The following is a 13,930-nucleotide window of genomic DNA, read 5'->3' as shown; positions in this document are numbered from 1 at the left end:
ACGTTAACGTAAAGTGTTGGCAGCTTTAATTAAAGATAGTGCAGATGTTGCAAAGTTTAACCAGCAACAATCACCCACAATAATAATTTAAAGGGGCACTGTTTTACCGACAACAAAAGAAGGTAGGTTATGAGTAATCCAAATAACGTATCGCTGAATATTAACCACGAGCTTGAATTTATTGATGGCCAAGCACTTAATATTCCAACCCTTAGTATTTTAACTGAGGACGGCGACATTCATCCTAGTGCAACCGCACCTGATATTTCAAAACATACCGCTATTAAGTTATATGAAACAATGCGTTTTATACGTTTGTTAGATGAACGTATGCAAGGCGCGCAGCGCCAAGGTCGTGTTAGTTTTTATATGCAATGCCTAGGCGAAGAAGCCGCAGTTACAGCCTCTGCTGCTGCACTTGATCAAGACGATATGATCATGGCTCAATATCGTGAACAAGCTGCACTACATTATCGTGGTTTTACGCTTGATCAATTTATGAACCAAATGTTCTCAAATGAATTGGATTTAGGTAAAGGTCGCCAAATGCCAATCCATTATGGCTCTAAAGCGCTAAACTACATGACGATTTCATCGCCACTGGGTACGCAAATACCACAGGCCACAGGTTATGCATATGGTCAAAAAATAAAGCATATCGACGCTAAAACAGGTGAGCTTGCAAGCACAATTGATAACGTGACTATTTGTTACTTTGGTGAAGGTGCTGCATCAGAAGGTGACTTTCATGCGGGCTTAAATATGGCGGCTGTTCACAAAGCGCCGGTTATATTTTTTGCACGTAATAACGGCTATGCCATATCTACCCCTGCTGATGAACAGTTTAAAGGCGATGGTATTGCGTCGCGTGGTGTAGGTTATGGTATTAAAACAATTCGTGTTGATGGCACAGATGCACTTGCTGTGTATGCAGCGACCAAAAAAGCACGCGAAATAGCCTCAACACAAGGTGAGCCTGTACTTATTGAATCGATTGCTTATCGATTAGGCGCGCATTCTACCTCAGACGATCCCAGTGGTTATCGCTCTAAAGATGAAGAGGCAAATAATCAAATCTGTCCTATTGATAAATTTAGAAAATGGTTGGTCAAGCAAGATTGGTTAAACGAAGAAGACGACATAAAAGCAAAAGAGTCGATTCGTGAAGAAATTTTAGCAGCGCTTAAGCGTGCTGAAGTTGTTGCCAAGCCGGCTTTAGAAGAATTGGTATCTGACGTTTACGATACACCAATTCCATTATTGCAACGTCAGTACGAGCAATTAAAAGAACATATAAAACAGCATCCAGATGCTTACCCAGTAACTGCAGGGAGAATTAAGTAATGGCTAAAATGAACATGCTCCACGCAATTAACTCTGCCCTCGATATTACGATGAACGAACACCCTCAAGCCTGTATTTTTGGCGAAGATGTTGGTTACTTCGGTGGTGTATTTAGAGCAACATCAGGCTTGCAAGAAAAGTACGGTAAGCATCGCGTTTTTAATACGCCTTTAACCGAACAAGGTATTTTAGGTTTCGCTAATGGCTTAGCGGCTTTTGGTGCGCCTGCATTGGCTGAAATTCAATTTGCTGATTATATATTCCCAGCGTTTGATCAAATAGTAAATGAAGCCGCTAAATTTCGTTATCGCAGTGGTAATGAATTTAATGTTGGTAACTTAACTATTCGTACGCCTTATGGCGGTGGTATTGCTGGTGGCTTATATCACTCGCAATCACCCGAAGCTTATTTTGCACATACACCGGGCTTAAAAGTGGTTGTACCGCGTAACCCTTATCAAGCTAAGGGCTTATTACGTGCCTCTATTAAAGATGATAACCCTGTCATATTTTTTGAGCCTAAGCGTTTATATCGTGCATCAACAGGCGAAGTGCCAGAAGAAGATTATAGTATTGAATTAGGCACGGCTGAAGTAGTACAAGAGGGTACCGATATTACGCTTTTAGCGTGGGGTGCTCAAATGGAGATTATTGAAGAGGCAGCACAGCAAGCAAGCGAGCAAGGTATAAGCTGTGAAGTAATAGATCTTCGTAGTATTTTACCATGGGATGTTGAAACGATTGCTAAATCGGTTATTAAAACCGGCCGTTTAATCGTGAGCCATGAAGCGCCTATAACTAATGGCTTTGGTGCCGAGATAGCAGCAACAATACAACAAGAGTGTTTCTTGCATTTAGAGTCGCCAATTTTACGTGTATGTGGTCTAGATACACCATACCCGTTGGCACTTGAAAAAGAATACGTACCGGACGCACTAAAAGTGTTGGCTGCAATTAAACAATCAATGGATTTTTAGGGGTTACCATGGCGAAAGATTTTATATTACCCGATATTGGTGAAGGCATTGTTGAATGCGAAGTTGTTGAGTGGCTAGTTCAAGAAGGCGATACCGTATCTGAGGACCAGCCAATTTGTGATGTGATGACAGACAAAGCATTAGTACAAATTCCAGCAGTGCATGATGGCATTATTTCAAAGCTATATTATCAAAAAGGTGAAATTGCTAAAGTACATGCTCCTTTATTTGCTATGGATGTAACTGGTGATAGTACGAGTAATGAAGTAGTAGAAGAGCCTGTTCAAGCTGAAAATCAAACTAATAACAATGCATCTGATGTAGTTGAAGACTTTATACTCCCTGATATTGGTGAAGGTATTGTCGAATGTGAGATTGTTGATTGGTTAGTCGCAGAAGGCGATGAAATAGAAGAAGACCAAGCGGTTTGTGACGTAATGACCGATAAAGCATTAGTACAAATTCCGGCAAAATATACAGGCACAGTAAAAAAACTATATTATCAAAAAGGTGAAATAGCAAAAGTACATAGCCCGTTGTTTCAAATGACAATTGCAGGCAGTGCAGTAAAGCCAAATGTTGATATAAACCAAGCGGTCGTAAAGGCTCAAACTAATGCCGTCGCTGAAAAAGTTGCCTCTGTTAAAACGCAGCAAGCTGCAAAGGTTATCAATCAAAAAGCGGTGGCGTCGCCTGCAGTTCGTCGTAAAGCACGTGAGCTAGATGTTGATTTAACGTGCGTACCAGGTAGTGGAAAAAATGGACGTATTTACAAGCAAGATATTGAAGAGTTTGTAAAAGGCGAAGTGCCAAATACTATTGATACTTCACCGCTTAATAGCGATGCTTCTCAAAGTGCAGTACAAAACCAAACACAGAATCAAAGCGGTGGCGTACGAGTAGAGCAAATTAAAGGCATTAAAGCGGCCATGGCCAAGCAAATGGTGGCATCGGTTTCAACTATTCCGCACTTTACGTTTAGTGATGAAATAGACTTAACACAGCTTATAGCTTTGCGCAGCTCCTTAAAAGAGCAGTACAAAGCACAAGGCGTAAAGCTCACCATGATGCCATTTTTTGTAAAAGCACTCTCGCTAGCAATGAAAGAGTACCCTGTACTTAATTCAAAAGTGAATGATGATTGCTCAGAGCTTACCTATTATAACGATCATAATATTGGTATAGCAGTTGATTCAAAAATTGGCTTGTTAGTGCCTAATATTAAGTCGTGCCAGAGTAAGAGCATTGTTGATGTGGCAAGTGATTTAACCCGCTTAACTCATTCTGCGCGAGAAGGGCGTGTTGCACCGGATGATTTAAAAGGAGGGACGATTAGCATCTCTAATATTGGTGCAATTGGCGGCACTATCGCAACCCCCATCATTAATAAACCAGAAGTGGCTATTGTTGCATTGGGTAAACTGCAGCACTTACCGCGTTTTGATGAAAGTGGCCAAGTTGTGAGTAAAGCTATTATGCAAGTGAGTTGGTCTGGCGATCATCGCGTTATTGATGGCGGCACTATTGCACGCTTTAATAACCTATGGAAATCGTACTTAGAAAACCCATCGGCAATGATGATGGCAATGAGTTAATAATATAATTGTTTAAACCTAGGGCGTGTTGATCTTTGATGATTGAATTTGCAGCAGTATGTTTGGTTTTTAGGCAAGGCAGAGCCTATGAAGTGTGGTTACTCCCCATAAGTAGGCGATAACGCAGCATAAAAGCCAAACATGCGCTGCCCTTCGGGTTCTGCCTAGGGGCGATAAACTCTTTGTTGCTCGGTTTTTACTTAGCCCACTAGGTTACAAACCTCGCGCCGCGATTAAATCGCCCCTAGATTGAACAAATTACAATCCGCAAAGGTCAACACGCCCTAATAAAAAAACCAGCAATTTGCTGGTTTTTTGTTTTAAATGAGTCTGTTTTTATTTAAGATACATGTGTTACTAAAAAGTAATAAAGTTAACCCCGTTAGGGAATATAAAAAAATAACACTAAGGAAATTTCATGGAACATTATATGAACGCGCTTCGCAGCTACGCGGATTTTTCAGGCCGTAATCGTCGTAAAGCATATTGGATGTTTGTATTATTTAACTTCATTTTTTCGGTAGTTTGTAATGCGATTGATGGTGTACTAGGTACAATGTTCATTGGCTCTATTTATAGCTTAGCGCTATTAATTCCTGGCTTAAGTGCTGGTGCACGTCGCCTTCATGATACTGGTCGTTCAGGCTGGTGGCAGTTACTTTGGTTAGTGCCAGTAATTGGTTGGATTGTTTTAATTGTTTTTCTTGCACAAAACTCACATGAAGGTGAGAACGATTATGGCCCAAATCCAAAAGAACTAGCTGCAGAGCCAGCAGCCGTATAAATAAAATAAGTTAACATCCTAAAAGCTCAGCAATAGCTGAGCTTTTTTGTTTATGGCAATTTTAACTTAAAAAGTAAAGGCCATAGCCAACGGCCAAAGCAGGAATAGATGTATACACAGTCGCAATTACAGCCGCTTTAGGTGCCATTGCAATTGCAGGAAATAACGCATCACCATCGTTAGATATTGCATTAGCAGTTAATGCACTAAATGGAATGATCCCCTGAATATATAACGTAGTAACAATTATTTGCGGACCACAACCGGGTAAAAAACCAATCACTACAGCAATAAGTGGCGCTAAATAAGCATAATGTGCAAACCAGTTTTTTAAATCAAGCCCTGCAATATTTACTAAAATCTCAAACAACATAAACGATGCCACTACCCATGCGGTCACAAAGTGTGTGTCTTGAAGTACTTTAATAATTTTAGAAGGTGGATTACATTCATCGTCTTCTGAGGTTACTTCTTTATAGCTTTCACCTTTAGAAGAATACGCCCATATAGTTACAGTAAATAACGCCATTGCAGCACCAAAAATACTAATACTTGTCCCTGTGTATTTTCCAAATTGATCAAAGTCGACATTAAATGCAATTAAAAAAGCAATAATGAGGCTTGGAATAATAGCGAACATCCAAACGGGTTTGCTTATTTTAATTATACGAGTTGGCAATACTTTAACTTGGTGTTTTTGTTCTTGCTTTGTTGGGCGTAAAAAGTCTTTTGCATGAAGGGCGTTTACTATAACACCACAAAGCGTGCCTACTACTAAGCCAATGGCCATTATGGTTAAACCTTCAGTAGGGCGAGTGGCAAGGAGTAAAAATGCGGCATCTCCCATTGTAGCTGTTAAAACAGCAACAATAGCCCCAAAACTTGCTTGGCCTTTTGTAAACTGGGTAACCACTATTATTGCACCACCACATCCAGGAAGGGCACCTAAAACGGCAGCAAAAAATATTTCTAATACCGGCGATTTAGCACTTAAATAACTAAGCTCTAATTGAGGTAAATGCTCTATGGCGTAGTAATAAATTAATAATGTAGCAGCAACAAATACGCTAACTTGAAAAAAAGCATCACTTAGTGCTGTTATTGTAATTTCACGAAGTGATGGCACAGCTAAGCATACCAGTAAAAAAAGTGGTAATAATAAACGTTTATTTTGGCTAACAAAGCGTTTAGAAGCGGGCGTAATAAATCCTATTTGAGAGAGTAAAATCATACAGTGTTACCAATTAAATAAACTTAGTAACACTGTATATTTTAATTAAATGATAATCAATATCATTTACATCTATTTAAATCGATTACTCTCTTTGAGTTTTTCGATGTTAAACCAATGCTACTTACGTTGAAATTCTGAGCTTGCATTCCACGTTGGCCATTGCTCTTGCTCCGAAATATCAAAACCTACTTTATAAAACAATTGTAAGTCTTGAACAGCACCCGATAAATCCCATTCGTCACGGTAACGATCACACGGTTGATGATAACAACCGCGAAGTACTAAACTCATGCGTTTACGGTAATTAGCTGTCTCTTCGTCAGCTGCGACTGTGCCGCCACCTGCGTACATGGCTGGAATCCCCATATTAGCAAATGCAAAGTGATCAGAGCGGTAATAGCCACCAGATGATGGTTTAGGATCGCCTGATATTGTTCTGCCTTGCTCTTTAGCTGCAGTTGCTAAAAACTCATCCATTTGTGACTTACCAATACCGACCACATTCATGTCTTTTACTTTGCCTAATAAATTTAAGCTATCCATGTTTATGTTAGCGACTGTTTTATTAGCTGCAATCACTGGATTAGCTGCATAGTATTTAGAACCTAGTAAGCCTTGCTCTTCAGCAGTTACTGCTAAAAATGTCATTGAGCGGCTAGGGTGCTTTGGTAATTTAGTAAAGGCTTCAGCTACTTCAATAAGCCCAGCGGTACCCGTTGCGTTGTCGTGAGCACCGTTGTAAATTTGATCGCCTTTACGTGTTTTATCTGTACCTAAGTGATCCCAATGCGCTGAGTAAATAACATGCTCATCTGGTTGCTCGCTTCCTGGTAACGTAGCGATAAAGTTATACGATACTGATTTTTTAATCGTGTTTTTAACATTAACAGAAGCAGTTAAATCGCCCATATCAACATGGTAAGCACCTTTAGCTGCGTTTTCTTTCGCAGTATCGAAATCTAATCCTGCTTTAGTAAAAAGCTCTTTTGCTACGTCAGTTGTAACCCAGCCTTCAACGGCTACGCGGTCCATATTGTTGTTTTCTTTTTGAAAACCAAACTGCTCACCGCTCCAAGAGTTTTCAACTACTGACCATGGGTATGACGCAGGTGCTGTTTCATGAATAATAATTGCGCCAGCTGCACCTTGTCGACTTGCTTCTTCATATTTGTATGTCCAACGACCGTAATAAGTCATTGCGTCGCCAGTAAATAAAGCAGGGTCTTTTGTTGCAAAGCCCGGATCGTTAACCAGCATTACAACCGTTTTGCCCTTAACGTCTAACCCTTCGTAGTCATTCCAATTGTATTCAGGTGCATTAACGCCGTAGCCCACAAAAACAAGTTCAGAATTTTCTATGCCTTCTTGTGCGCTAATGCGGCTGCTACCCATAACCATATCTTTTTTATATTGATAGTCTTTACCACCAATACTTAATACCATGTTTGCATCAGCCTCAAGCGACACAAGTGGAACTTCTTGTAAGTAGCTGTCGCCATTACCTGGCTCTAAACCTAGGGCTTTAAACTGCGCAGTTAAATAATCAAGCGTTAGCTTTTCGCCAGGTGATGAAGGAGCACGGCCACCAAACTCATCCGATGCGAGCACTTTTACATGTTTAGCCAGTTCATCAGCTTGAATACTGTTATAACCATTTGTTACATCAGTAGGGGTAATACTTGTTGTTGCGCAACCTGCTAAAACAGCAGTAGCGAGGAGTGTGAGAGAGAAATAATGTTTCATGTCAGCTCTTTTTTTGTTTTAAGTTGTGATTAGTATATTAACTTCTATTAAGCAGAACCAGTTTTTGCGGTAAACTTCTCGTAAATTATAGGCATAAATTGTTAAAGGTTTAAATGAAGCGTTTTACTCCCCCCGAGCAGTGGCAAATCAGTAGTTTAGAAACAGGTGCATTTGCGCATTTACGTGAGCTATTTAAAGTTAACGAACTAACAGATTGGCCGGCGCCGCAGTGGTTTTCTCCATTTTTAACTGCTATTAATGAGAATAATATTCCTATTACTTTTGAAGATGATGCAAAGGTAGACTTTGGCCAGCGGTATTACGAGCAAGTAATTTTTGAAACGGGTGTTGTACCTACACGAAGTAAAAATTGGCATGACTTATTTGGTGGGTTTATATGGTGTTTATTTCCAAAAACCAAAGCGTTAATAAACCATAGACATGTGCAAGATATAGCTGAGCATGGACTGCAACAGCGTACTAAGCATCGTAATGCACTAACGCTTTTTGATGAGTGTGGTGTTGTATTAGCTATAAGTGAGAGTAAATGGCAGCAGTGGCTTTGCGATCACCAATGGAAAACTGCATTCGTTGAACACAAACATGAGTGGGGTAAAACAATAAAACCTTTTATGTTTGGTCATGCTAATTATGAAATGCTAACAAAGCCTTATATAGGTTTAACGGGTAAAGCGTTATTTGTTTGTGTACCGAATGAAATATTTTGTAAAGATTTAGTAACTCAATACCAGTACCTTGACCAAGCCCTTTATGAGATGATTAATACAGATAACTGCTTAGCCGATAACAAAAAGCTTTCACCGCTGCCTTTATTAGGTGTGCCAGGCTGGCATGACGAAAACAAAGATGACTCTTTTTACAACAATACAGATTATTTTAGAGCGAAACGAAGGATGCGAACATGATAGAAGTTGCTGGGCTTAAAAAGAAATTTAAGCTAACTAAAGATCACAAAAAAAATAAAATAGACGACATCGATCCTCGTGAAGATAAAGACTACTTTCACTCAGTACGAGACGTTAGTTTTAGTTGCGCTAAAGGTGAGGTACTTGGATTGCTCGGCCCAAATGGTGCGGGTAAAACGACGACACTGAGAATGATTTCAACCGCGTTAAAGCCCGATGAAGGCTCAATAACGATTGCCGGAAACGATATTGTAAAAAAACCGCTACTGGGCCGTAAGTCTATTGGATTTTTATCAGGCTCTACGGGGTTGTATGGCCGCTTAACTGTAAAAGAAAACATAGAGTATTTTGCAAAGCTTCATGGCATGAACAAAAGCGATATTGCATCGCGTTGTGATGAGCTATTTACATTGCTAGACATGCACAAATTTGTAGATAAACGGGCAGAAAACCTTTCAACGGGGATGAAGCAAAAAGCAAATATAGCGCGTGCAGTTGTTCATCGGCCAGCAGTTGTGGTACTTGATGAGCCAACAACGGGCCTAGATATTATGACCACACAAACCGTTATTAAATTTATCAAAGGTTTAAAGGCGCAAGGGACGCCTGTTATTTTCTCAACCCATCATCTAGATGAAGTAGCCCTTTTATGTGACCGTGTCGCTGTAATTAACGAAGGAATTAGCTGTTTTGACGGGACAGTAGAAGAGTTTAAACAAGCAGGTAATAGTGATGAGCTTAATCAAGCGTTTATGAATATATTAACGGAGAAACATGATGTTTGAGGTATTTAAAAAGGAATTAAGAGAGTTATTACGCGATAAAAAAACGCTATTATTTGTTGTCGCGCTTCCTGTTGCTATATTTCCGTTATTGTTTGCCGTAATGGCATTTATAAGCTCGCAAGCTGCAATGGACGCTGAGCAAAAAGTAAATACTTACGCGATAATCAACGGTGAATACGCACAAGAGTTTACAGATAAAGTGTTTTATCACAAAAGTTTTGAGCTTTATAAAGGGGATAAAACCTTTAACAATATTGATGAGCTTAAAGCAGGTGTAATCGCTGGCGATATTGATATGGGTATTTATTTACCAAGTCATGCTGTGCAAACATTGAACGATGGAAAACAAAGCCAGTGGCAGGTTGTTTTTAACGATTCAAAATCTATCAACTTTTTATTCGAACGCGTTAAAGAGCTCGCAAAAGAATACAGTGACGTGCTGCAAACTCAAAAGCTAATCAGTTTTGGTATTGAAGAGTCTGTTCAAAAATCTATTCTTAATCCAATTGAAGTCATAAAAGTAGATACCGCCGATAAACGTGAAAACCTTGGCGAAAAAATTGGCGGTTTTTTACCTTACCTACTTATTCCATTAGTATTGATGGGGGCAACTTATCCCGCTATTGATTTAGGCGCTGGCGAAAAAGAACGGGGCACACTAGAAACACTCCTACTTACACCTATTACGCGTACAGAGCTGGTGCTTGGTAAATTTATAACCTTGTTAACTACATCCATTGCCTCCACAACCATAACCGTCTTAAGTATGGGCTGTTGGATAGCATTGGCGCTCGCATTTGCCGATCTTGATTTTATTAAAGCCGCGTTTAGTACATTAGCAGTTACCGATTTACTTATGATATTTGTACTATTATTACCTGTTGCAGCTATATTTTCGGCCTTAGCTCTGGCTATATCTATCTATGCTCGCACGTTTAAAGAAGCGCAGAATTATATGGCACCACTTAGTATGGGCGTATTTTTCCCGATTATTATTTCAATAATGCCAAATATGGAACTAACTGCTAAAACAGCATTCATTCCTGTTACAAACGTAGCATTAGCAATTAAAGAAATAGTAAAAGGGACTGTTGATTACACATTTGTAGGCTTAATATTTTTAGCCACTGCAATCATTGCTGCTGGACTATTGGCATTTTGTGTTAAGTGGTTTAACAGAGAAGATGTGCTATTTAGATAATGTACATAAAGGGTTTTAAGAATATATAAAAGGTAGCAATTGCTACCTTTTATACTTTGAAGCGATTAATAGTTAAAATAGCTCATTTATTAATTTTGTAAGCCAATATTTTTTAACCCATTCATTTAAAATTCACATAAGGGTTGTGCTCTAAATAAAACTAATGATTTAGTCTTTTTATTATAAAAATTATAACGATAACTGATTAGTTAGAGGGTCCAATTCTCTCTTTAATACTCTATACTAATAACAATAAAAACTTATGGTGAAGGTAAATGTTAAAAAAGAATATTTTTTTGAACGTGACAAAAAATAATAACTTAATGCTTGTTGCAACAATAATATTTGTTCTTATAGCTTTACCATCTCTGTATTTGTTCGATCAAAAAGTAAGAAGTGATGTTTATAATTCAGCTCAAATAGAATTAAAGCGTGAACTTGAAACAAAGAGCTATTCATTAAAAAAACATCTTAAAGACAGTGTTACCGCCATTCGTTTTTTAGATGCTACACCACCAATACAAGGCATTACCCGCGCTAAAGAAAATAAACTAATTGATCCTGTTCTCGGTACGCCAATAGATGTTTGGCAAGAGCGCTTAGCAAGTATTTTTACTGGTTTTATGCAGACCGATGACAGTATTTTGCAAGCTCGCTATATTATGCTCGAAGATGGTGGGCAAGAGATTGTTAGAGTTGACCGAAATCAACTTGGAGAGATTAGTCGACTACAAGGTCTGCAATTACAAAAAAAAGGTCAACGCGATTACATAATCAAAGCAAGCATGCTTGATAAGAAAAGTGTCTATATTTCTCCAATTAACTACAACCGTGAAAATGGACAGATACAAGAACCTTATATAAGCACTTTTCGTGTTGCTAAGCCTGTTTTTGATGAAAATAATAAAATATTTGCAATATTAGTTACTAATTACTTTGCGGATAAATTACTTGAAGATTTAACAGTTGAATCTCCACAAGGGACGCAGATTTACCTTATGAATAATGAAGGTGAATTTTTATATCATCCAAACCCTCAACTTCGATTCCGTTTTGAATTTAATAAAACTAAAACATGGTCTGAAGAATTCTCTACTGCAACCACCATGACAGAGCAAGGCACTTTACCAATAAGTAATTATCCAGTGGCTTACACTTTAAAAAAACGAATTTCGTTTGAGGGTGATATAGCCATGCTACCTTTAGAGCTTGGTGTAAGTGTTGATACAAAAACATTGTTTGCAAAGGTGAATGAGAGACGTCAAAACTTTATTGCAATGTTAGTGGTATTTTTTAGCATATTTTTAGTTATTGCTTTTTTATACCAACGCTTTATAAACCGTAAGCTATTAATTAATTCTCTAAAAGAGCAAAACAATAAAGTAATAGAAAATTCTTTGGATGCTATTTTTACAATTGAGCAAAACGGCGAAATTGTTCACTTTAATAATACCGCTAAAGAGGTTTTTGGTAGTTCAATTTCAGGCACTAATCCTGATTTTGTTTCGCTGTTTAATTTAAACGACGCAGACACTAATTGTATACAAGAGACTATTACAAACGGTTCAAAAATGCCGTTTGAAGCTATCTACACAGATGGTTATGGCAACAAACAATACTTTTCTATCACGCTTAGTAGTATTTTTGACGTATATAATAACCGTTATCAGGTAGCGGCTATTTTAAGAAATATTAGCTCATTAAAAAATACGCAATCAGAGCTCGAAGCGTTAAACAGTACTCTGGAGCTAAAGGTTTCACAAAGGACCATTGAACTAGAACGTGCAATTGACCAAGCATTAGCAGCAAGCCAAGCAAAAAGTGACTTTGTAGCAAATATCTCTCACGAAATACGCACACCAATGAATGGCGTACTAGGGATGCTTGAAATGCTCAAAGAAGATGGCTTAACCGATCAACAATACCATTATTTAAAACTAGCAAATAGCAGTGCTAATTCATTGATGAATCTGATTAACGATATTCTTGATTTTTCTAAAATTGAAGCAGGTAAGCTTGATATTGATAACCATACATTTGATGTTGTGACAGTATGTAGCGATATGATTAGCTCTTTAGCTTTACAGGGCCAACGCAAAGGTCTTGAAGTATTTTTAGATACTAAAGATGTAGTAGACAGAATGGTTATTGGCGACAGCCATCGACTTAAACAAATTTTAATTAACTTAGTTAATAATGCATTTAAATTTACCCACCGAGGTGAAGTAAGTTTAACTGTCGGTTCTAAGTACATAACTGACTCAAAATTATTAATGAGCTTTACAATAAAAGATACCGGAATTGGTATAGCGCCTGAAAACATAGACAAACTATTTGAAGTATTTACACAAGAAGATTCAAGTACAACCCGTCATTTTGGTGGTACAGGCTTAGGCTTATCTATATGTAAAAAACTTGCTCAGTTAATGGGTGGTAATATTACGGTTATAAGTAAAAAGGGCGCGGGTAGTACCTTTACCGCAACGGTTGAGCTACACGTTGCACAAGAGAAAAAATTAAACACAGGTATAGAGCTTGCTACAAGTATCAACGTAGCTGCATTAATAGCGCGCGATAACGTTTATAAAAACGTATGCGACTTATTGTTATTAACCTGCAAAGTAAAAGCAGAAAACATTGTACGACTTGACTACTTTAGTGAGCACAAAGAGTTTGAAGCTGACTTATTATTGATTGACGATGAGCATCCTCAAATTGATGCCCTTATTGATTATTGTAAACAGTTTAATAAAAAGTACGTCTTAATTTTACGCGACATGGTGACCGATAAACCGACTAAAATGATATTACCTGAGGGTAGCCACATTCTAAATAAACCGCTTACCCAAGATCAATTTAGCTATAAGTTAGCCAGCTTATTTGGTGCCAGTAATGATTGCATTATAGCGCCACCAAAAGGCTTGGAAGAGGAACAAGTAGAGCCTGACCTATCTGCGTATCATGTATTATTAGTTGACGATAATATGATAAACATTGAAGTAGCTAAGGCAATATTAAAACGTACTAAAGTAAAAATCACTTGTGCGTCAGACGGTATAGAAGCCTTAGAAGCACTGAGAGAAAACGAAGAGCAAGCTTTTGATGTTATTTTAATGGATTGCCAAATGCCTAATTTAAATGGCTATGATACAACAAGTGAAATCAGAAATAGTAAGGCCGAGGTAGATTATACTCACATACCGATTATCGCTATGACAGCGAGTGCGATGGAAGGTGATAGAGAGCGTTGTTTAGCTGCTGGAATGAACGACTACATTACTAAACCAATTAAACCACAAACTTTAAAAGACAAGCTAATTACTTGGTTAAGTTAATCGTTT

Annotated in this window: 10 protein-coding genes; 8 read left to right on the top strand and 2 right to left on the bottom strand. The window is 38.2% G+C overall.

The window, feature by feature from the left end; genetic code table 11:
- Positions 1 to 129 precede the first annotated feature (129 nt).
- From GQR47_RS02515 to GQR47_RS02500, 4 genes are all read left to right on the top strand, one after another.
- Complete coding sequence (locus GQR47_RS02515) at positions 130 to 1,344, top strand: thiamine pyrophosphate-dependent dehydrogenase E1 component subunit alpha (RefSeq protein ID WP_002962935.1); 1,215 nt, start codon at positions 130 to 132, stop codon at positions 1,342 to 1,344.
- Positions 1,344 to 2,321, top strand: coding sequence for an alpha-ketoacid dehydrogenase subunit beta (locus GQR47_RS02510; RefSeq protein ID WP_165723475.1), 978 nt, complete (start codon positions 1,344 to 1,346; stop codon positions 2,319 to 2,321). The genes GQR47_RS02515 and GQR47_RS02510 overlap by 1 nt, the downstream gene beginning before the upstream one ends.
- Positions 2,322 to 2,329: 8 nt before the next feature.
- The gene (locus tag GQR47_RS02505) at positions 2,330 to 3,916 is read left to right on the top strand and encodes a dihydrolipoyllysine-residue acetyltransferase (protein ID WP_165723474.1); all 1,587 of its coding nucleotides are present in this window, start codon (positions 2,330 to 2,332) and stop codon (positions 3,914 to 3,916) included.
- Positions 3,917 to 4,334: 418 nt separating this feature from the next.
- Positions 4,335 to 4,700 (top strand): DUF805 domain-containing protein, encoded by a 366-nt coding sequence (locus tag GQR47_RS02500; protein WP_165723473.1) that lies wholly within the window; start codon positions 4,335 to 4,337, stop codon positions 4,698 to 4,700.
- A gap of 61 nt (positions 4,701 to 4,761) precedes the next feature.
- On the opposite strand, the gene GQR47_RS02495 is transcribed toward GQR47_RS02500, so the two are convergent.
- Positions 4,762 to 5,931, bottom strand: coding sequence for a putative manganese transporter (locus tag GQR47_RS02495; protein WP_138489105.1), 1,170 nt, complete (start codon positions 5,929 to 5,931; stop codon positions 4,762 to 4,764).
- A gap of 120 nt (positions 5,932 to 6,051) precedes the next feature.
- Positions 6,052 to 7,677, bottom strand: a complete 1,626-nt coding sequence (locus GQR47_RS02490) for a M28 family metallopeptidase (RefSeq protein WP_024596861.1) — start codon at positions 7,675 to 7,677, stop codon at positions 6,052 to 6,054.
- Positions 7,678 to 7,790: 113 nt separating this feature from the next.
- Here GQR47_RS02490 and GQR47_RS02485 point away from each other — a divergent pair, with 113 nt between their 5' ends.
- The 4 genes from GQR47_RS02485 (at position 7,791) to GQR47_RS02470 (ending at position 13,924) form a co-directional block, all read left to right on the top strand.
- Positions 7,791 to 8,603, top strand: a complete 813-nt coding sequence (locus GQR47_RS02485; RefSeq protein ID WP_024596860.1) for a DUF3025 domain-containing protein — start codon at positions 7,791 to 7,793, stop codon at positions 8,601 to 8,603.
- A complete protein-coding gene (locus GQR47_RS02480) occupies positions 8,600 to 9,388 on the top strand; it encodes an ATP-binding cassette domain-containing protein (protein WP_024596859.1) in 789 nt (262 codons plus the stop codon). Before GQR47_RS02485 ends, GQR47_RS02480 begins: the two co-directional genes overlap by 4 nt.
- Positions 9,381 to 10,589: an ABC transporter permease gene (locus GQR47_RS02475; RefSeq protein WP_165723504.1), complete on the top strand. Its 1,209-nt coding sequence runs from the start codon at positions 9,381 to 9,383 to the stop codon at positions 10,587 to 10,589. The genes GQR47_RS02480 and GQR47_RS02475 overlap by 8 nt, the downstream gene beginning before the upstream one ends.
- Before the next feature lie 275 nt (positions 10,590 to 10,864).
- On the top strand, positions 10,865 to 13,924 hold the full coding sequence (locus tag GQR47_RS02470; RefSeq protein WP_024596857.1) for an ATP-binding protein: 3,060 nt from the start codon (positions 10,865 to 10,867) through the stop codon (positions 13,922 to 13,924).
- Positions 13,925 to 13,930: the final 6 nt, after the last annotated feature.

Source organism: Pseudoalteromonas sp. Z1A2 (genome assembly GCF_011378755.1).
Lineage (GTDB): Bacteria > Pseudomonadota > Gammaproteobacteria > Enterobacterales > Alteromonadaceae > Pseudoalteromonas > Pseudoalteromonas distincta.
This window is presented reverse-complemented; position numbering and strand designations above follow the sequence as displayed.